This window comes from Dokdonella aquatica (assembly GCF_051987395.1).
Classification (GTDB): domain Bacteria; phylum Pseudomonadota; class Gammaproteobacteria; order Xanthomonadales; family Rhodanobacteraceae; genus Dokdonella.
This window is the reverse complement of the sequence record NZ_CP197094.1, coordinates 2,903,955-2,922,341: the sequence shown is the minus strand read 5'-3', so window position 1 is coordinate 2,922,341 and position 18,387 is coordinate 2,903,955. Positions and strand designations below refer to the sequence as shown.

Genomic DNA, 18,387 nt, shown 5'->3' with positions numbered 1-18,387 from the left:
TCGATCGGGCGGAACGGGAATGCTCAGGCCGCGCGCGAGGCCGCGGCGGCACGCACGGCGTCGGCGAGGCCGTCGACGAGGCGCGCGACGAGATCGGCATCCTCGGCTTCGACGGTCACGCGCACGAGCGGCTCGGTCCCGGAGGGGCGCAGCACCACGCGGCCGATGCCGGCGAGTTCGCCCTGCACGTGCGCGAGTGCGGCCTGCACCTTCGCGTCCGAGACGAGCGCGGCGCCACCGGCGGCACGGATGTTGACGGTGGTCTGCGGGATCTTGCGCATGCGCGCGGTCGCATCGGCGAGTCCGTGGCCGGCGCGCGCGAGTGCCTCGAGCACCTGCAGCGCGGCGACGATCGCGTCACCGGTGCTGACACGGTCCAGGCACAACAGGTGACCGGAGGTCTCGCCACCAAGCACGCCGCCCTTGTCGCGCAGCACCTGCATGACGTAGCGGTCGCCGACGCGCGCGCGCTCGAACGGGACGCCGAGGTCGGCCATCGCGCGTTCGAGGCCGAAGTTGCTCATGAGCGTGCCGACCACCGGGCCGCGCAGGCGACCCTGCGCATGCCAGTCGTGGGCGAGGATGCACAGCAGTTCGTCACCGTCGACGAGACGTCCGGTCGAATCGACCATCTGCAGGCGATCGCCGTCACCGTCGAACGCGATGCCGATGTCGGCGCCGTGCTCGACCACCGCGCGCTGCAGCGCGGCGGGGCTCGTGGAACCGACCTCGCGGTTGATGTTGAGGCCGTCGGGGCGGTTTCCGATCGCGGTCACGCGCGCGCCGAGTTCGGCAAACATCTTCGGTGCGATCTGGTAGGTGGCGCCGTGCGCGCAGTCGAGCACGACGTGCAGACCGTGCAGGTGGAACGCGCGCGACACGGTCGACTTGCAGAACTCGAGGTAGCGCGCCGAGGCGTCGTCGATGCGCATGGCCTTGCCGATCGTCGCCGAGCCGACCGTCGAGAACTCGGCGTCGAGTTCGGCCTCGATCGCGAGTTCGACTTCGTCGTCGAGCTTCTCGCCGATCGCCGAGAAGAACTTGACGCCGTTGTCCTGGTGCGGGTTGTGCGAGGCACTGATGACGATGCCCGCATCGGCACGCAGCGAGCGCACGAGATAGGCCACGCCGGGGGTGGGCATCGGCCCGAGCAGGCGCACGTCGGTACCCGAGGCGAGCAGGCCGGCCTCGAGCGCGGACTCGAACATGTAGCCGGACACGCGAGTGTCCTTGCCGATCAGCACGACGGGCTTCTCGCCGCCGCGTGCGAATACCGCACCCGCGGCGCGGCCGAGGCGGAGCATGAAGTCGGCGGTGATCGGCCACTGGCCGACATGGCCACGGATGCCGTCGGTGCCGAAGTACTTGCGGTCGGACATGGGCCGGCTCGAAAGGGGATCGGGATCGGGGCACCGCCGCGTCGGCGTGTGCCGTGCCGGACGGCGGACCGCAGGCGCGGTCCGCGGGGGCCGGGCCCCGGGCGACTCAGTCGCCCATCTGCTTCTGGCGGTGCTCCCAGCGCTCCTGCGCGTCGAGGCAGAGCGTGGCGATCGGGCGCGCCTCGAGGCGGTCGATGCCGATCTCCTCGTCGGTTTCCTCGCAGTAGCCGTAGCGGCCTTCCTCGATCCGCTTGAGCGCCTTGTCGATCTTGGCGATCAGCTTGCGGTAGCGATCGCGCGTGCGCAGTTCGAGCGAGTTCTCGGTCTCGCGCGTGGCACGCTCGGCCTCGTCGCCGACATCGCGGACCTCGTCACGCAGGTTCTCGATCGTCTGCTTGGACTCCTCCACGAGGTCCTCGCGCCACGTCTGCAGCTTGCGGCGGAAGAACTCGAGGTGCATCGGGCTCATGTATTCCTCCTTGGCGGAGGGCTTGTAGCCTTTCGGCAGGTCGATGCGCGTGGTGGTCGGCAGCGCGTAGCGGCCGTCCTGCATGGTCACGCCGTCGGTGCCGGCGGAGGGGGCGGCGACCGCACGCGCCTTGGAGGCGGTCGGCTTGGCGCTGGAAGAATTGGACTTGGTATCGATCACGGTGGGCTTCGAGGGCTTCGAGGGAGGCGGCGCCGGAGCTGCCACGCTGCGCGGCGCAGGTGACGCCGGTGTTGCGGTCGCGTGGCCGGCGCTTTTCGCGGACGGCTTCGCGGCGGTCTTCGGGGCCGGCGTGGCGGCGGTCTTGGCCGGGACGACGCGCGACACCTTCTTGGGTTCGGCCTTCTTCGCGGGCGGCGTCTTGTCGACCAGCGGTCGCTTGGTCTTCGAGGCCGCCACGGGCGTCGAGCGGGTCGGCTTCGCGGCGGTTTTCGGAGCCGGCTTGGCGGCGGTCTTCGAGCGCGTGGCCGTCTTGGTCGCGGCGGTGGTTTTACCAGTCTTCTGCGTCGTCTTCGCCATATCAGTCCTAGCCTTGTGACCCGGCGGCCGGGTGTTATAGCCTAAGTCCCCTGCCCCGGCAACCGCGCCTCCGGCGGCTGCGCCCCCGTCGCGGCGCACGACGAGCCTGGCCTTCCGTGTCCCGCCCGATCCTCTTCCTGCTCGCCTCGTACAAGCGCTGGATCAGCCCGCTGCTGGGCTCGCGCTGCCGCTTCCATCCGAGCTGCTCGGATTACGCACGCGTCGCGGTCGCGCGCTTCGGCACGCTGCGCGGCAGCTGGCTCGCCATGCATCGCCTGTTGCGCTGCCAACCCCTCTGCGACGGTGGGCTCGATCCCGTTCCCGAGACATTCCGATGGCATCCGCGAGGATGCCGCCACCCTGCCCCCGGACTCCCCCATGACTGACTGGCTCATCACCAACGCCGAGATCGTCAACGAAGGCAAACGCTTCCACGGCGACGTGCGCGTGCGCGACGGCCGCATCGAGGCGATCGCCGGCAGCCTCGCCGCGGGCGCCAACGAGAAGGTCTACGACGCCCGCGGGCGCTGGCTGCTGCCCGGCATGATCGACGACCAGGTGCACTTCCGCGAGCCGGGCCTCGAGCACAAGGCCAACATCGAGAGCGAGTCGCGTGCCTGCCTCGCCGGCGGCATCACGAGCTTCATGGAGATGCCCAACACCAAGCCGCCCGCGGTGAACGCGGAGGCCCTCGCCGACAAGTACGCGCGCGGCGCGCGCAGCTCGCGCGTGAACTATGCGTTCTACCTCGGCGCGACCAACGACAACCTCGCCGACATCCAGCGCCTCGATCCGCGCAGCGCGCCCGGCATCAAGGTGTTCATGGGCGCCTCGACAGGCAACATGCTCGTCGACAACCCCGCCACGCTCGATGCGATCTTCCGCGACGCACCGACGCCGATCATCACGCACTGCGAGGACACGCCGATGATCTCGGCGAACGAGGCCGCCGCACGCGAACGCTGGGGCGACGACATCCCGGCCAACCAGCACGGCCTGATCCGCTCCCGCGAAGCCTGCATGAAGTCGACACTTCTCGCGATCTCGCTCGCGCGCCGCCACGGCACGCGCCTGCACGTGCTGCACATCTCCACGGCCGACGAGCTCGCGCTGTTCGAGCCCGGCCCGATCACCGGCAAGCGCATCACCGCCGAGACCTGCGTGCACTTCCTGCACTTCAGCGACGCCGACTACGACCGCCTCGGCCACCGCATCAAGTGCAATCCGGCGATCAAGACCGCGGCCGACCGCGAGGCGATCGTGCGTGCGCTCGCCGAGACGCGCCTGGACGTGCTCGCGACCGACCACGCGCCGCACCTCGCGTCCGAGAAGGCCAATCCGTACACGAGCGCGCCGTCGGGCCTGCCGCTCGTGCAGTACGCGCTGCAGGCCGCGCTCGAACGCGTGTTCGACGGCGAACTCACGCTCGAGCGCGTCGTCGAGACGACCAGCCACGCGCCGGCGCTGCTGTTCGACGTGCACGAGCGCGGCTTCCTGCGCGAGGGCTACCACGCCGATCTCGTCATCGTCGATCCGAACACGCCGCACACGGTGGTCGCCGACGAGGTGCTGTCCAAGTGCGGCTGGTCGCCGTTCGAAGGCACGACGTTCCGCAGCAGCATCGCGGCGACGTTCGTCAACGGCGAGCTCGGATGGAGCGAAGGCCGTCTCGACGACAGCGTGCGCGGCCGTCGTCTGGTGTTCGCACGTTGAAGCGAGGCCACGGGATCGCGCGCGCCCTCGCCGGCGCGCTCGCGGGCCTCGCCGCACTCGTGTCGTCCGCCGGTGCGGCGACGCCGGCCGTGTTCCCGGCAACCGCATCTCAGGGCGCGATGGTCGTCGGCAAGGTCGAGCCCGGCAGCGAGGTCCGCTACGCCGGACGCATGCTGCGCGTCACCGCCTACGGCACGGTCGTGTTCGGTGTCGGCCGCGACGCGGAGGGCGCGCTTACGGTCGACGTGCGCCATGCCGACGGCTCGAAGGAGCAGTCGCGCATCGCCGTGACGGCGCGCGACTGGCCCATCGAGCGTGTCGACGGCGTGCCGCCGGCCACGGTCGATCCGCCACCCGCGATCGCCGAACGCATCCGCCGCGAGCAGGCACGCGTCGCCGCGGTGCGCGACCGCGACGAGGCGCGCACCGATTTCACGCAGGCCTTCCAGCGTCCGGTCGAGGGCCGCACCAGCGGACGCTTCGGCCGCCAGCGCGTCTACAACGGCAAGCCCGGCACGCCGCATTCGGGCTGGGACATCGCGGCCTCGACCGGCACGCCCGTGCGCGCGCCCGCAGCCGGCGTCGTCACGTTCGCCGATCCGGACCTTTACCTCACGGGCGGCACCCTCGTGCTCGACCACGGCCACGGCATCAGCTCGAATTTCCTGCACCTGTCGCGCATCGACGTGAAGGTCGGTGACCGCGTCGAACAGGGCGCGACGATCGCCGCGGTCGGTGCCACCGGGCGCGCGACCGGTCCGCACCTGCACTGGGGCATGAACTGGTTCGACGTGCGCATCGATCCGCAGCTCGTGCTCGAACGCACGCGCTGAAGGGGCGATCGGATCAGGTACGGAGGCGCGTGTGCGCGGCTCGGAACGTCAGTCGAACGAAGCCGCGCCGTAGCCGCCGGCGACGCCCTTGGTCGCGACCGCGACCGCGTCGTGCGGGTGCAGGCTCTCGAAATGGCTGGCACGGAGCCAGAAATCGGCGATGCGTTCGTCGCCCTCGAGCGCGGACTGCATGCGCCGCGCGGCGTCCTCGCAGAACATGAGGTTCTGCCCGTTGAGCAGCGCAAAGGCCTGCTCGTCCTCGCGCTTGACCGCGGTCTGCACCGGCGTCTTGAGCGCGCCTTCGACGAGGTCGACGAGATCGAGGATCGGCAGGTCGAAGCCGGGGGCGAGGCGCACGCGCACGCGCGCGCTGCTGCGCTGGGCATGCGGCGTCGCGACGATGCCGTCGGTGCTGCCGAGCCACGCGAGTACGGCGTCGCGATCGGTCGGCCCGCCGGCCGGGAACGTGCGCGCGAACTGCTCCTGGATGAGCTGGCGCGCGAGTGCGGCCGACGCCGGGCACGTGCTCGAGTAGGCGATCTCGGTCACGAGCTCGAGCGTGAACTCGCCGCCGTCCAGGCGCGCGTGCAGTTCGACCGGATAGGTCTTCCAGCCACTGTTGGCGCTGCTCAGCGCGGGACGGCGCACGAGATGGTCGAAGCGCACCGACACGCGCGCGCGCGTCGACAGCTCGGCGTGCGAATCGAGGAAGTCGCGCAGCAGGCGGCGCAGCGAGCACGGCGTCAGGGGCTCGGACGACAGGTGGCGATCGACGTGCAGGTACAGCCGCGACATGTGGATGCCGCGCACGTCCGCGCGCGCGAGATCGACCCAGGCCGCGACACGCGCAGGCGCCTGCACGAGGCTGCCGTCGGGCGCGGCCACGCGCACGGGCACCGCGATCTCGTCCATGCCGACCCAGTCGAGGCGGCCGGCGGCGGCTTCGGCGACGTTGGCGACATCGGGCATGACGCGGGCCGGGTTCGTGGTCATCGGGACTCGCTGCAACACTCGGGACGCGCACGCGGCGTGATTCGGAGCATGTGGGGGATCATCGCCGGGCATCAAGCCCCGGCGCGGGCCAGCGCGCGCTGGCGCCGCATCGCACGCCAGGTCACCCAGACCGTGCCGGCATCGAGGCGGGCCGCGTCGGCGCGCGCACGCGCGAGCGGATCGTCGGCGCGTACGGCGCGCGCCGCGCGTCGCGCATCGGCGACCGCCGCGGCCAGCACAAGCGGCGACACACGCCCGCGCGGCGGCGTGGCGAGGCGTGCCGCGAGCAGGCCGAAGCCTTCGCGCACGGCGGTATCGCGTGCCGGTGACGCGGTGGCGACGTCGCCGCGTGCGAGCACGTGGCGCGCGAGCAGGTCCAGCGGCAGCGCGAGGCGATCGACGGCCAGCGCCTCCTCGAGCGCGACGAGTTCGCGGAACGCACGCGAGGCCGCCGCGAGCTCCGCCGAAGCGTCGACGTCGAGGTCGCCGAACCAGGCCTGCTCGACGGTCGCGAGCGGACGCTCGAACCCGGCGTAGGCGCTCACGAGCGCATCGAGCGTCGACGCCGGTGCGGGCTCGCGCTGCACGAACGCGGCCGCGATCGCGTCGCGCCAGGCGCTCCACGCGGCCGGATCGCGCGGCGCATGCGCCGCGAGCACGGTCGTCAGCGGATGGCGGGCCGAACCGGCCTGCAACGCGGCGATCTCGTCGGCCCACCAGTGCAGCTTGGCCGCCGCGACGTGTGATTCACCGATGCGGTACGCGCAGTGGGCGACCTCGAAGCCGATGCAGGCCAGCGCCGACCGCGCCTCGCGCTGCGCGGGTTCGACGAAACGCAGGGCGAGCGCGAACTCGGGATGCGCCGTGGCCCACTTGGTCTCGAAGCTCGCCGTGGCGACCGGCGCGGCCATCACGTGAAATGCAGGACGGGCGGCAGGTCGTCGACGCGCGCGACGACGACGTCGGCGCCCCAGGCGTACGGGTCGCCGCCGTTGAGGTAGCCCCAGGCAGCCGCGATCGTGCGAGCGCCGGCGGCTCGCCCGGCCTCGACATCGCGCAGGTCGTCGCCGACGAAGATCGTGTTCGCGGCCGCGACGCCGATCTGCGCGCAGGCGTGGTGCACGGGCGCCGGATCGGGCTTGCGTTGCGGCAGCGTGTCGCCCGCGACGAGCACCGCGCAGCGTGCGGCGAGGCCGAGGTGCTCGACCACGGGACCGGCCAGCCAGCCGGCCTTGTTGGTGACGATGCCCCACGGCACGCCACGCGCCTCGAGGCCGCGCAGCATCGCGTCGACGCCGTCGTAGAGACGCGTCGAATGGTTGCCACGCGTCGCGTAGAGTTCGAGGTAACGCGGCAGCAGCGCATCGATGCGCGGGGCGTCGGCGCCCGGCAGGCCCTGGCGCAGGATCGCCTTGCCGCCGGCCGAGACGACGCGCGTGACCGCCGCGGCATCGGGTGGCGGCTCGCCGAGTTCGTGGCACAGCGTCGCCATCGCGGCGACGAGGTCGGGCGCGGAATCGGCGAGCGTGCCGTCGAGGTCGAACAGGACTGCGTTCACGCGGATCCTCAGGCGGGCTTGGCCGCGCAGGCGAGGTAGTTGACCGACACCGACTCCGTCAGGCGCGCGCGGCGCGTGAACGGGTTGTAGGCGATGCCGCGCACGTCCTCGAGCACGAGACCGGCCGCGCGCAGGGCACCGGCGATCTCGGAGGGCTTGAGGAACTGTGCATAGTGATGGGTGCCGCGCGGCAGCAGGCGCAGCACGTGCTCGGCGCCGACGATCGCGGTCGCGAAGGCCTGCGGCGTGCGGTTGAGCGTCGACAGGAAAAGGCGGCCACCCGGCTTGAGCAAGCTCGCGCACGCGGCGAGCACGCTGGCCGGATCGGGCACGTGCTCGAGCATCTCCATGCAGGTGACGAGGTCGTACGTGCCCGGCTCGGCCGCGGCGAGCGCCTCGACGCTGATGTCGCGGTAGTCGACGCGCTGGCCGCTCTCGAACAGGTGCAGGCGCGCGACCTCGAGCACGGCCGGCGCGAGGTCGATGCCGACGACGTCGGCACCGCCCTTCGCGAGCGCCTCGCTGAGCAGGCCGCCGCCGCAACCGACATCGAGCGCGCGCGCACCGCGCACCGTGGCGCGCGCGGCGACGTAGCCGTAGCGCACCGGGTTGAGATCGTGCAGCGGGCGCGACTCGCCGTCCGGATCCCACCAGCGGCTGGCGAGGCGTTCGAACTTGGCGGTCTCGGCCGGATCGACGTTGACGGCATTCATCGCATCGGCTCCGGTCACGCGCTCGCGATGCGTTCGCGCCAGCGCCGCGTCTTCTCGAGGATCGCACCGGTGTCGACATCGACGAGCACGCGCGCGGCGAGCTTGCGCACGCCGGCGATCCACACGTCGCTGACGTTGTGGCGGCCGGCGACGTAGATGAGCTGCGAGACCACGTTGTAGATCGGCTGCGTCTCGATCTCGTCGAGTCGCACCGCGACGAGGTCGGCCTGCTTGCCCGGCTCGATCGAGCCGATGCGGTCGCCCCAGCCGAGCGCGGTCGCCGAACCCATCGTCGCCGCGCGCAGCACGCTGGCCGCGTCGAGCGCGGCCGCGTCACGCGCGACCATCTTGCCGACCAGCGCGGCCGTGCGCATCTCGCCGAACAGGTCGAGGTCGTTGTTCGAGGCGCAGCCGTCGGTGCCGATCGCGAGGTTCACGCCGGCCTGGCGCAGCGCCTCGGCCGGGCAGAATCCGCTGATGAGCTTGAGGTTGGATTCGACGTTGTGCACGACCGATACGCCGTGTTCGGCGCAGTCGGCGATCTCGCCCTCGGTCAGCTGCGTCATGTGCACGGCGATGAGGTGGTCGTTGACCAGGCCAAGGCGCTTGATGCGCGCAAACGGACGCACGCCGTGGTCGCGGCGGCTCTCCTCGACCTCGTCGGCGGTCTCGTGCAGGTGCAGGTGCACAGGCAGCTCGAGCTGGTCCGACAGCATGCGCACGCGCTCGAAGCTCGCGTCCGACACCGTATACGGCGCGTGCGGCGCGAGGCTGGTGCCGACGAGAGGGTCGTCGCGCAGCGTGTCGTGCACCGCGAGCGCCTTGTCGAAGTACTCGTCCGGGCTCGCCGCCCACGGCGTCGGGAACTCGATGACCGGCAGGCCGACCAGCGCGCGGAAGCCGTGGCGGCGGTAGGTCGCCGCCTGCACGTCCGGGAAGAAGTAGTTCTCGTTGCAGCAGGTGGTGCCGCCGCGGATCATCTCGGCGATCGCGAGCTCGACGCCGTCGCGCACGAACTCGCCGCCCATGACCCTGGCCTCGGCAGGCCACACGTACTCCTTGAGCCAGCGCATGAACGGCACGTCGTCGGCCAGCCCGCGCATCAGCGTCATCGGGTTGTGCGTGTGCGCGTTGACGAGGCCCGGGATCAGCGCGTGCTCGCCGAGCACGACGTGCTCGCGCGGCGCGTAGCGCGCGCGAGCCTCGGCCGCCGGCAGCACCGCGACGATGCGGTCGGCGTCGACCACCACGGCATGGCCTTCGAGGACCACGCCGTGCGGCTGCACCGGGACGATCCAGCGCGCCTCGACGAGGAGGTCGGCGGCCAGCGGGGCGGTCGTCGTCACGGCGTCACTTCACGCGGCTGGCGTATTCGCCGGTGCGCGTGTCGACCTTGATCACTTCGCCCTGGTTCACGAACAGCGGCACGCGCACGACGGCGCCGGTCTCGAGCTTGGCCGGCTTGCCGCCGCCACCCGAGGTGTCACCGCGCACGCCGGGGTCGGTCTCGGTGATCGTGAGCTCGACGAAGTTCGGCGGCGTCACGCTGAGCGGTGCGCCGTTCCACAGCGTCACGATGACCATCTCGTTGCCCTTGAGCCACTTCGCGGCGTCGGCCATCGCCTTCTCGTCGGCGGCGATCTGCTCGTGGTTGCTCGGGTCCATGAAGTGCCAGAACTCGCCGTCCGAGTAGAGGAACTCCATGTCGGTGTCGACGACGTCGGCCGACTCGAGCGAATCGGTGGACTTCATCGTCAGTTCGACGACGCGGCCGGTCTTGAGGTTGCGATACTTCACGCGCGTGAAGGCCTGGCCCTTGCCCGGCTTCACGTACTCGGTGTCGACGATCGTGCACGGGTAACCGTCCACGATGATCTTCATGCCGTTCTTGACGTCGTTCATCCCATGCGAAGCCATGGATCGCTCCTGTCGCTGAAAGAAAGCCGCCCGTGGAAGCGGCTAGAATGGTGGATCCGTTGCCCGGGGTGTCCCCGGAACCGATCGGCAATGATACCTGCAAGCCCGCATTCCCCACAAAACGGCGTCGCCCCGATCGCGGCCGCCGGCACGCGCTGGCAGCAGCTCTGGCGCGACGCGGTCACCGACCCGCTCGAGCTGCTGCGCCTGGTCGGCCTCGAGGACCGCGCGGGCGACCTGCTGCCGGCACGCGACACCGGCTTCGCGATGCGGGTGCCGCGCGGCTTCGTCGCGCGCATGCGCCACGGCGACGCGCGCGACCCGTTGCTGCTGCAGGTGCTGCCGGCCGCGGCCGAGCTCGAGCGCGTGCCCGGGTTCGGCACCGATGCGGTCGGCGATCTCGCCGCACGCGCGGCCCATGGCGTGCTGCACAAGTACGACGGCCGCGCGCTGCTGGTCGCGACCGGCTCGTGCGCGGTCAACTGCCGCTACTGCTTCCGCCGCCATTTCCCGTACGCCGAGCAGACCGCCGCTGCCGGTCGCTGGCGCGAGGCGGTCGCCCACCTGCGCGGCGACACCTCGATCCGCGAGGTGATCCTGTCGGGCGGCGATCCGCTGTCGCTGTCGACCGCGCGCCTGCGCGAACTCGGCGACGCCCTCGCCGAGGTACCGCACGTCGCGCGCCTGCGCCTGCACACGCGCCTGCCGGTCGTGCTGCCCGAGCGCATCGACGCCGAATTCACCGACTGGTTCGCCGCGCTGCCGCTGCAGAAGGTCGTCGTCGTCCACGCCAACCACGCCGCCGAGTTCGACGCGGGCGTCGATGCCGCCTGCCGCGCGCTGCGCGACGCCGGCGCGACACTGCTCAACCAGTCGGTGCTGCTGCGCGGCGTCAACGACGACGCGACGACGCTGGCCGCGCTGTCGGAGCGCCTGTTCGAGGCCGGCGTGCTGCCGTACTACCTGCACCAGCTCGACCGCGTCGACGGCGCGGCGCATTTCGAGGTCGACGACGCCCGCGCGCTCGCACTCGTCGACGCGCTGCGCGACAGCCTCCCGGGCTACCTCGTGCCACGCCTCGTGCGCGAGGTCGCCGGAGCCGCGAGCAAGCTGCCCGTGTGACCCTCGATGCCGCACGCCTGTCCTGCCGTCGTATGGAAAAGGCGTGGGGATTCCGGTACAACCCTGTCGCCCCTCCGGCTCGCACCGGCGGGCGACGCTGCGTCCCCTGACCGCGCGAATCCATGACCAAGAACGACCACGTCATCAAGCTCCTGCTGATCGAGGATTCGGCCGAGGAGGCCGAACAGCTGATCGGCATCCTGCGCAACGGCGGCATCGGCGTGCGCCCGGCCCGCGCGACCAACGACGCGGAGCTCGAGGACCAGCTCGAACGCCAGCCGCCCGACCTCATCCTCGTCAACCTCGGCGCACGCGAACTGCGCCTCGATCGCGCGATGGCCGCGGTCGGCCGCACCGGCAAGGACATCGCCACGGTCGCCTACGGCGAGCAGCTCGGCGACGACGTCATCGTCGACGCGTTCCGTGCCGGCGCACGCGCGTTCGCGCTGCGCAGCCGCGGCGAGCACATGCAGATGATCGTGCGCCGCGAATTCGAATCGCTGACGATGCGGCGCAGCGTGCGACGCCTCGAGAACGCGCTGCGCGAGGCCGAGCGCCGCTGCGGCGTGCTGCTCGACTCCTCGCGCGATCCGGTCGCCTACGTGCACGAGGGCATGCACGTCCGCGCCAACAAGGCCTACCTCGACACGTTCGGCTTCGAGGAATTCGAGGACATCGAGAGCATGTCGATCCTCGACCTGATCGCGCCGGACGACGCGGAGGACTTCAAGTCGCTGCTCAAGCGCCTTTCCAAGGGCGAGAAGCCGCCGCAGAAGCTCAACCTCAAGGCACAGCGCAGCGACGGCACCACGTTCGACGCGGTCATGGAGTTCTCGGAAGCCAACTACGAGGGCGAGCCCTGCCAGCAGATCATCTTCCGCCAGCAGGCGGTCGACCCGAACCTGGCCATGGAGCTCGACGCGCTGCGTTCGAAGGACCTCATCACCGAGCTCTTCAACCGCACCTACCTGCTCACCGAGCTCGACCGCGCCGCGACGGCCGCGTCCGAGGGCAAGGCCGACCAGGCCCTGCTGCTGCTCGAGCCCGACAACTTCAAGACCGTGCTCGACGGCATCGGCCTCGGCAACACCGACCTGCTGCTCGGCGACATGGCCAATCTCATGCGCCGCCACCTCGCCGAGTCCGACGTGCCCGGGCGCGTCGGCGAGCACACGTTCGGCATCCTGCTCGGCCAGCGCAACGGCGACGACGTGCGCCAGCTCGCCGAGACGCTGCGCAAGGCCTTCGAGGAGCGCATCTTCGAGGTCGGCAAGCAGTCGATCAGTCTGACCGTGAGCGTGGGCGGCAGCCTGCTCACCGAGAAGAACGCCAACGGCAATACGGTCGTCGACCAGTCCAGCGCCGCGCTGCGCGCAGCGCAGGCCGAGGGCGGCAACCGCACGCGCGTGTTCGATCCCTCGGCGCAGGACCGTGCCGACGCCGAGAAGCACCGCCACTGGATCAAGCTCATCGAGGATGCGCTGACCCGCGACGAGTTCCTGCTGTACTACCAGCCGATCATCAGCCTGCAGGGTGCCGAAGGCGAGTTCTACGAGATCCTGCTGCGCATGAACGGGCCGAAGGGCGAGATCCTGCCCGGCCATTTCCTGCCGATCGCCGAGCAGCACGGCCTGTCCGCGCGCATCGACCGCTGGGTCATCGGCAACGCGATCCGCGCGCTCGCCGAGCGCGAGCACGCCAACCGCCGCACGACGTTCTTCATCAAGCTCGCGCCGCAGTCGCTCGACGACCAGGGCCTGCTGCCGTGGGTCGCGCTGCAGCTCAAGAACGCGCGCCTGCGCGGCGATGCGCTCGTGTTCGAGATGCCCGAAAGCAAAGTCGTCACCAACCTCAAGCCCGCACGCGCATTCGCCAAGGGACTCGAGCAGCTGCATTGCGGCTTCGCGCTCGAACAGTTCGGCTCGGGCCTCAACTCGTTCCAGCTGCTCAAGCACATCCAGGCGCACTACCTCAAGGTCGACCGCAGCTTCATGGCCGACCTGCCGCGCCAGAAGGAGAACCAGGAGCGCGTGCGCGCGATCTGCGAGCAGGCGCGCGCCGCCGGCAAGCTCACGATCGCCGAGTTCGTCGAGGACGCGGCGAGCATGTCGATCCTGTTCTCGTGCGGCGTCAACTTCGTGCAGGGCAACTTCCTGCAGGAGCCCGAGCAGGTCATGAGCTACGAGTTCACTTGACGCCGACACGTCGGCCCCGCATCCGGGCCGCCAAGGGCCCGGAACGAAAAAAAGCCCCGCTTTCGCGGGGCTTTTTCGTTGCAGCGCTGCGGAACGATCAGGCCGCGTTGCGCAGCGCGGCGATGCGCTCCTCGAGCGGCGGGTGGCTCGAGAACAGCTTGCGCATGCCACCGCCCGAAATGCCGAAAGCCTGCACGGCCTGCGGTAGCGTGTTCTCGCCATGGTTCTGCTGCAGGCGCGCGAGCGCGCCGATCATCTTGTCGCGGCCGGCCAGGCGAGCGCCGCCCGCGTCGGCGCGGTACTCGCGCCAGCGCGAGAACGCCATGACGATCATCGACGCGAAGATGCCGAGCACGAACTGCAGGATCAGCACGATCGCGAAGTAGGCGATGCCGTTGCCGCCCTCGCGGTTGCCGCTGATCGCACGGTCGATGACCGCACCGATGACGCGCGCGAGGAAGATCACGAACGTGTTCACGACGCCCTGGATCAGCGTCATCGTGACCATGTCGCCGTTGGCGACGTGGCTGACCTCGTGCGCGAGCACGGCCTCGACCTCGTCACGGCTCATCTGCTGCAGCAGGCCCGTGCTGACCGCGACGAGCGCGTTGTTGCGCGTCGGGCCGGTCGCGAACGCGTTCATCTCGGGCGCATCGTAGATCGCGACTTCCGGCATGCGGATGCCCGACGCCTCGGCCTGGCGGCGCACCGTGTCGACGAGCCACGCCTCGGTCGGGTTGGACGGCTTGTCGATGACGTGTGCGCCGGTCTGCCACTTGGCGACCCACTTGGAGATCGCGAGCGAGATCAGCGAGCCGCTGAAGCCGACGATCGCCGACAGGATCAGCAGGCCCTGGAAGTTGATGCCGCCGTTGCGGTAGGTGTACGTGTCGATGCCGAACAGCTTGACGATGATCGTCAGAAGCGCGATCACGGCCAGGTTGGTCATGACGAAAAGGATGATGCGGCGCATGGTTTCCTCGCTGGAGGGCTGGGGTGTCGGTCCGGTGACGCCTTGCGGAGTTTGGGTAAACTCCCGCCTTTTCAAGCGGATGGCGATCGTGGAGAGCTTCGACCATCGCACGCGGCGCAAGTTCTCTCCTAGCCTAACCGACGCTGCCGCGACGTGACATACCACGGACGCTTCGCGCCTTCGCCCACCGGCCGCCTGCACTTCGGATCGCTGGTCGCGGCACTCGGCAGCTGGCTGCGCGCACGCGCCGAGGACGGCACGTGGATCGTGCGCATCGAGGACGTCGACCGTACGCGCGAGATACCGGGTTCGGCCGATGACATCCTCGTGACGCTCGCGGCGTTCGGACTGGTCTCGGACGAACCGGTCGTGCGCCAGAGCGATCGCGGCACGTTCTACGACGACGCACTGCAGCGGCTCGTCGACACGGGCCTCGCGTTCGCATGCCGATGCACGCGCGGCGACCTCGCGGCGCATGGCGGGCTCCATCGCGGCGACTGCGTGACCGCAGGCGATGCGACGCGCACGCCCGCGTGGCGGATGCGCATGCCGACGGGGACGATCACGTTCGACGACGCGGTGTTCGGGCGCCTCGCGCAGGATCCGTCGCTCGCCGCCGGTGACGTCGTGCTGCGCCGCGCCGACGGCTGCTGGGCGTACCAGCTCGCGGTCGTCGTCGACGATGCCGCGCAAGGCATCACCGAGGTCGTGCGCGGTGCGGACCTGCTCGATTCGACGCCGCGCCAGATCGCCTTGCAGCGCGCGCTCGGGCTGCCGACGCCGGCATGGATGCATCTGCCGCTCGCCCTCGACGCGCAAGGTCGCAAGCTCAGCAAGCACGACCTCGCGCGCCCCGTCGACGCGGGCGATCCGCTGCCGGCGCTGCGCGACGCGCTCGTGTTCCTCGGCCAGCCGGTGCCGTGCCGCACGACCGTCACCGAGCTGCTCCACGATGCCGTCGCCGCGTTCCGGGTCGACGCGATCCCGGCGCGCCTGCCCGCGGATGCGGCATTGCGGAAGGACTAAGCGGCCGTGTCCGGGCACAATCGCGCGATCGCCCGCACCACCCACCCTGTAGGAGGAACACCATGACGGCACGCGTCGCACTCGTCACCGGCGGCATCGGCGGTATCGGCACCGCCATCTGCAGGAGCCTCGCCCAGGCAGGGCACAAGGTGGCCACGAATTACCGCGACGCGGCCAAGGCCGAGGCGTGGAAGGCGGCGCAGAAGGCCGACGGTTTCGACTTCACGATCGTGCCCGGCGACGTCTCCGACGCGGCGTCCGCGCAGGCGATGGTCGAGGCCGTGGTCGCGGCGCTCGGCCCGGTCGAGATCCTCGTCAACAATGCCGGCATCACGCGCGACACGACGTTCCACAAGATGACCGCGCTGCAGTGGCAGGAGGTCATCAACACCAACCTCAACTCGTGCTTCAACGTCACGCGCCCGGTCATCGACGGCATGCGCGCGGCCAAGTGGGGCCGCATCGTGCAGATCAGCTCGATCAACGGCCAGAAGGGCCAGTACGGCCAGGCCAACTACGCGGCCTCGAAGGCCGGCATGCACGGCTTCACGATCTCGCTCGCGCAGGAGAACGCGAAGTTCGGCATCACCGTCAACACGGTGTCGCCGGGCTACGTGCTCACCGAGATGGTGCGCGCCGTGCCCGAGGACGTGCGCGCCAAGATCGCGGCGCAGATCCCGGTCGGCCGCCTCGGCGAGCCCGACGAGATCGCCTACGCGGTCGGCTTCCTCGTCGCCGAGCAGGCCTCGTGGATCACCGGCGCCAACCTGTCGATCAACGGCGGCCACTACATGGGCTGGTGAGCAGGTGGGCCACGGCCCATGCTGCGCAGCAAACCGAACCGCGGCAAGGGGTTGCAGCCCGCAACCCCGCATCGGCCCACGCTCCGGCGACGGAGTGGGCCAACCACGGACGATGAAACTGGTGCCGCGCAACACGTTCTGTTAGCGTTGCGTTCATGACCGACATCCGCATCATCAAGAAGTATCCGAACCGGCGTCTCTACGACACCGAGATCTCGAGCTACATCACGCTGGAAGAGGTCCGCCAGCTCGTCGTCGACGGCGAAGTCTTCGAGGTCCGCGACGCCAAGACCGGCGAGGACCTGACCCGCTCCGTGCTCCTGCAGATCATCTCCGAGCACGAGGAACGCGGGCAGCCGATGTTCACGACCCAGCTGCTCTCGCAGGTGATCCGCTTCTACGGCGACTCGCTGCAGGGTTTCATGGGCAGCTACCTCGAGAAGAGCCTGCAGGTCTTCCTCGACCAGCAGCAGCAGTTCCGCAGCCAGCTCAACAACATCATGGGCCGCACGCCCTGGTCGATGCTCAACGACATGACCGAGCGCAACATGGACATGTGGAAGTCGCTGCAGCAGGGCTTCCTCAACGCCGCCGCCACGCGCGTGCGCGAAACCGCCGACACGGCCGCCAAGGCCAAGAAGGAAGGCGGCAAGTAAGCCCGGCGCCGGATCCCGCATGGATCCGGCCCACCCTCCCCGTTCCGATGCCGTGTCGCCATCGCGACACGCGCCGCATGCCAGGAATCGCCCGATGCAGACCCGCGTCGCACTCGTCACCGGCGGCATCGGCGGCCTCGGCGTCGCGATCTGCCGCCACCTCGCCCGGTCCGGCCATCGCGTGATCGCCGCCGACCTCGGCACGAACCGCGAACGCGTGGAGGCGTTCCTCGCGTCGGTGGCCGACACCGACGGCGCGATCGGCCTCGAAGCGGTCGACGTGGCCGATCCCGAGGCCTGCACGGCGCTGGCCGCGCGCGTCGACGCCTCGCATGGCGGCGTGTCGGTGCTCGTCAATGCCGCCGGCATCACGCGCGACACGACGCTGCGCAAGATGAGCCTCGCACAATGGGACGACGTGCTGCGCGTCAACCTCGACGGCGCCTTCCACATGACCCGTGCGGTCGTCGACGGCATGACCGCGCGTGGCTTCGGCCGCATCATCAACGTGTCGTCGGTGAACGGCCAGACAGGCCAGTTTGGCCAGGCCAACTACTCGGCCGCGAAAGCCGGCCTGCACGGCTTCACGATGGCGCTCGCGCGCGAGGTCGCCTCGAAGGGCGTCACCGTCAACAGCGTGTCGCCGGGCTACTGCGAAACCGCACTGGTCATGGCCGTGCCCGAGGCGGTGCGCGAGCGCATCGTCGCCGGCATTCCGGTCGGGCGCCTGGGCCGTCCCGACGAGATCGCACGCGTGGTCGATTTCCTGTGCAGTCCCGATTCGGCCTACATCACGGGCGCGAACATCCCGGTCAACGGCGGGTACTACATGTCGTTCTGAGCGGCGTCCCCGCCGCAGGACGAGACGTCTGCAGGCACGCGCTCGCGCGTGCCGTCACCAGACCAGATCGTCCGGCACGCCGTCCTCGGCGACCGCACCCGGATCACTGAGCAGCACGAGCGCCTCGGGACTCGCCTCGCGCACGGCCTCGCCGACCTCGCGCGCCACGAGCAGGTAGCGGCCGAGGTGCTGGACGACGGCGATCTCGCCCGCGTTGACCGCGGCGAGTTGTTCGGCCGTGCAGTAGACGCGGCGGATCTTGTCGCCGTGCGGGAAATGCCGCGCGACGTCGGCGTCGGCGACGTTGAGCGCCTTGCCCTCGAGCAGGGCCGCGAGCTTGCGCTTGCGCTCGGCCTTCTCGCGCGCCTTCTGCTCGGCCGCGCGCTTCTCCTGGTCGCGCTGCTCGCGCTCGGAGCGGTCGCGCAGCGCGTAGGCCCTGGCGAGGTCCATCTCGCCGCCACCACCGCCACGCGGGCGCTGTGCGGGCGGCGCGCCCTTGCCGCCCGGGCGGCCATCGGGCTTGCGCGCGTCGCGCGGCGGCTTGCGCGGCTCGGGCGGGCGCGCGTCGCGCGCCTCCGCCTTGAGCTTCTGCACGAGCCCGGTCTTGAGCAACTGGTCGCGGAGTGAATCGGCCATCGTCGTGATCCCCGGAGCGGCGG

At 70.4% G+C, this 18,387-nt stretch carries 19 protein-coding genes; 9 read left to right on the top strand and 10 right to left on the bottom strand.

The annotated features are described in order from the left end of the window. Positions 1–23 precede the first annotated feature (23 nt). Both glmM and dksA read right to left on the bottom strand, forming a co-directional pair. Positions 24–1,379, bottom strand: coding sequence for a phosphoglucosamine mutase (glmM, locus tag ACQQ2N_RS13090; protein ID WP_440222020.1), 1,356 nt, complete (start codon positions 1,377–1,379; stop codon positions 24–26). Between the two features lie 106 nt (positions 1,380–1,485). Continuing rightward, positions 1,486–2,385: an RNA polymerase-binding protein DksA gene (gene dksA, locus ACQQ2N_RS13085; RefSeq protein WP_440222019.1), complete on the bottom strand. Its 900-nt coding sequence runs from the start codon at positions 2,383–2,385 to the stop codon at positions 1,486–1,488. 116 nt (positions 2,386–2,501) lie between these two features. Between dksA and yidD the strand changes: the two genes are divergently transcribed. Genes yidD through ACQQ2N_RS13070 form a run of 3 tightly spaced genes read left to right on the top strand, consistent with a single transcriptional unit; the run spans position 2,502 to position 4,931 of the window. Beyond that, positions 2,502–2,771, top strand: coding sequence for a membrane protein insertion efficiency factor YidD (gene yidD / locus ACQQ2N_RS13080; protein ID WP_440222018.1), 270 nt, complete (start codon positions 2,502–2,504; stop codon positions 2,769–2,771). After that, entirely contained in the window at positions 2,764–4,098 is a 1,335-nt protein-coding gene (locus tag ACQQ2N_RS13075; protein WP_440222017.1) for a dihydroorotase, read from the top strand. Before yidD ends, ACQQ2N_RS13075 begins: the two co-directional genes overlap by 8 nt. 14 nt (positions 4,099–4,112) lie before the next feature. Then, positions 4,113–4,931 carry a M23 family metallopeptidase gene (locus tag ACQQ2N_RS13070; RefSeq protein WP_440225759.1) on the top strand — a complete coding sequence of 273 codons (819 nt, stop codon included), beginning with the start codon at positions 4,113–4,115 and terminating at the stop codon, positions 4,929–4,931. A gap of 48 nt (positions 4,932–4,979) precedes the next feature. Here ACQQ2N_RS13070 and folE2 read toward each other — a convergent pair whose 3' ends face one another. From folE2 to efp, 6 genes are all read right to left on the bottom strand, one after another. Beyond that, positions 4,980–5,924 carry a GTP cyclohydrolase FolE2 gene (gene folE2, locus ACQQ2N_RS13065; protein ID WP_440222016.1) on the bottom strand — a complete coding sequence of 315 codons (945 nt, stop codon included), beginning with the start codon at positions 5,922–5,924 and terminating at the stop codon, positions 4,980–4,982. Between the two features lie 71 nt (positions 5,925–5,995). Further along, complete coding sequence (locus tag ACQQ2N_RS13060; RefSeq protein ID WP_440222014.1) at positions 5,996–6,835, bottom strand: hypothetical protein; 840 nt, start codon at positions 6,833–6,835, stop codon at positions 5,996–5,998. After that, on the bottom strand, positions 6,835–7,482 hold the full coding sequence (gene gph / locus ACQQ2N_RS13055) for a phosphoglycolate phosphatase (protein ID WP_440222013.1): 648 nt from the start codon (positions 7,480–7,482) through the stop codon (positions 6,835–6,837). Before gph ends, ACQQ2N_RS13060 begins: the two co-directional genes overlap by 1 nt. Positions 7,483–7,490: 8 nt before the next feature. Then, positions 7,491–8,195, bottom strand: a complete 705-nt coding sequence (gene ubiG / locus ACQQ2N_RS13050; RefSeq protein ID WP_440222012.1) for a bifunctional 2-polyprenyl-6-hydroxyphenol methylase/3-demethylubiquinol 3-O-methyltransferase UbiG — start codon at positions 8,193–8,195, stop codon at positions 7,491–7,493. A 14-nt stretch (positions 8,196–8,209) separates the two neighbouring features. After that, positions 8,210–9,541, bottom strand: coding sequence for a TRZ/ATZ family hydrolase (locus ACQQ2N_RS13045; RefSeq protein ID WP_440222011.1), 1,332 nt, complete (start codon positions 9,539–9,541; stop codon positions 8,210–8,212). A 4-nt stretch (positions 9,542–9,545) separates the two neighbouring features. Next, the gene (efp, locus tag ACQQ2N_RS13040) at positions 9,546–10,112 is read right to left on the bottom strand and encodes an elongation factor P (protein ID WP_440222010.1); all 567 of its coding nucleotides are present in this window, start codon (positions 10,110–10,112) and stop codon (positions 9,546–9,548) included. A 90-nt stretch (positions 10,113–10,202) separates the two neighbouring features. Between efp and epmB the strand changes: the two genes are divergently transcribed. Both epmB and ACQQ2N_RS13030 read left to right on the top strand, forming a co-directional pair. Continuing rightward, positions 10,203–11,234 (top strand): EF-P beta-lysylation protein EpmB, encoded by a 1,032-nt coding sequence (epmB, locus tag ACQQ2N_RS13035; protein WP_440222009.1) that lies wholly within the window; start codon positions 10,203–10,205, stop codon positions 11,232–11,234. Between the two features lie 122 nt (positions 11,235–11,356). Then, the gene (locus ACQQ2N_RS13030) at positions 11,357–13,429 is read left to right on the top strand and encodes an EAL domain-containing protein (protein ID WP_440222008.1); all 2,073 of its coding nucleotides are present in this window, start codon (positions 11,357–11,359) and stop codon (positions 13,427–13,429) included. 97 nt (positions 13,430–13,526) lie between these two features. Here the strand turns inward: ACQQ2N_RS13030 and htpX are convergent, their stop codons facing one another. Continuing rightward, a complete protein-coding gene (gene htpX, locus ACQQ2N_RS13025) occupies positions 13,527–14,402 on the bottom strand; it encodes a protease HtpX (RefSeq protein ID WP_440222007.1) in 876 nt (291 codons plus the stop codon). A 153-nt stretch (positions 14,403–14,555) separates the two neighbouring features. On the opposite strand from htpX, the gene gluQRS reads away from it, so the two are divergent. From gluQRS to phbB (ACQQ2N_RS13005), 4 genes are all read left to right on the top strand, one after another. Continuing rightward, entirely contained in the window at positions 14,556–15,428 is an 873-nt protein-coding gene (gene gluQRS, locus ACQQ2N_RS13020; RefSeq protein WP_440222006.1) for a tRNA glutamyl-Q(34) synthetase GluQRS, read from the top strand. Between the two features lie 62 nt (positions 15,429–15,490). Beyond that, positions 15,491–16,231: an acetoacetyl-CoA reductase gene (gene phbB, locus ACQQ2N_RS13015; protein ID WP_440222005.1), complete on the top strand. Its 741-nt coding sequence runs from the start codon at positions 15,491–15,493 to the stop codon at positions 16,229–16,231. A 155-nt stretch (positions 16,232–16,386) separates the two neighbouring features. Next, positions 16,387–16,887: a polyhydroxyalkanoate synthesis repressor PhaR gene (phaR, locus tag ACQQ2N_RS13010; protein ID WP_440222004.1), complete on the top strand. Its 501-nt coding sequence runs from the start codon at positions 16,387–16,389 to the stop codon at positions 16,885–16,887. Positions 16,888–16,981: 94 nt separating this feature from the next. Beyond that, on the top strand, positions 16,982–17,728 hold the full coding sequence (gene phbB / locus ACQQ2N_RS13005) for an acetoacetyl-CoA reductase (RefSeq protein WP_440222003.1): 747 nt from the start codon (positions 16,982–16,984) through the stop codon (positions 17,726–17,728). A 54-nt stretch (positions 17,729–17,782) separates the two neighbouring features. Here phbB (ACQQ2N_RS13005) and ACQQ2N_RS13000 read toward each other — a convergent pair whose 3' ends face one another. Then, positions 17,783–18,364: a DUF2058 family protein gene (locus ACQQ2N_RS13000; RefSeq protein ID WP_440222002.1), complete on the bottom strand. Its 582-nt coding sequence runs from the start codon at positions 18,362–18,364 to the stop codon at positions 17,783–17,785. Positions 18,365–18,387 lie beyond the last annotated feature (23 nt).

Coding starts and splice junctions, on each gene's coding strand:
- glmM (WP_440222020.1), bottom strand. CDS start 1,379: ATGTCCGACCGCAAGTACTTCGGCACCGACGGCATCCGTGGCCATGTC.
- dksA (WP_440222019.1), bottom strand. CDS start 2,385: ATGGCGAAGACGACGCAGAAGACTGGTAAAACCACCGCCGCGACCAAG.
- ACQQ2N_RS13075 (WP_440222017.1), top strand. CDS start 2,764: ATGACTGACTGGCTCATCACCAACGCCGAGATCGTCAACGAAGGCAAA.
- folE2 (WP_440222016.1), bottom strand. CDS start 5,924: ATGACCACGAACCCGGCCCGCGTCATGCCCGATGTCGCCAACGTCGCC.
- ACQQ2N_RS13060 (WP_440222014.1), bottom strand. CDS start 6,835: ATGGCCGCGCCGGTCGCCACGGCGAGCTTCGAGACCAAGTGGGCCACG.
- ubiG (WP_440222012.1), bottom strand. CDS start 8,195: ATGAATGCCGTCAACGTCGATCCGGCCGAGACCGCCAAGTTCGAACGC.
- efp (WP_440222010.1), bottom strand. CDS start 10,112: ATGGCTTCGCATGGGATGAACGACGTCAAGAACGGCATGAAGATCATC.
- epmB (WP_440222009.1), top strand. CDS start 10,203: ATGATACCTGCAAGCCCGCATTCCCCACAAAACGGCGTCGCCCCGATC.
- ACQQ2N_RS13030 (WP_440222008.1), top strand. CDS start 11,357: ATGACCAAGAACGACCACGTCATCAAGCTCCTGCTGATCGAGGATTCG.
- htpX (WP_440222007.1), bottom strand. CDS start 14,402: ATGCGCCGCATCATCCTTTTCGTCATGACCAACCTGGCCGTGATCGCG.
- phbB (WP_440222005.1), top strand. CDS start 15,491: ATGACGGCACGCGTCGCACTCGTCACCGGCGGCATCGGCGGTATCGGC.
- phaR (WP_440222004.1), top strand. CDS start 16,387: ATGACCGACATCCGCATCATCAAGAAGTATCCGAACCGGCGTCTCTAC.
- phbB (WP_440222003.1), top strand. CDS start 16,982: ATGCAGACCCGCGTCGCACTCGTCACCGGCGGCATCGGCGGCCTCGGC.
- ACQQ2N_RS13000 (WP_440222002.1), bottom strand. CDS start 18,364: ATGGCCGATTCACTCCGCGACCAGTTGCTCAAGACCGGGCTCGTGCAG.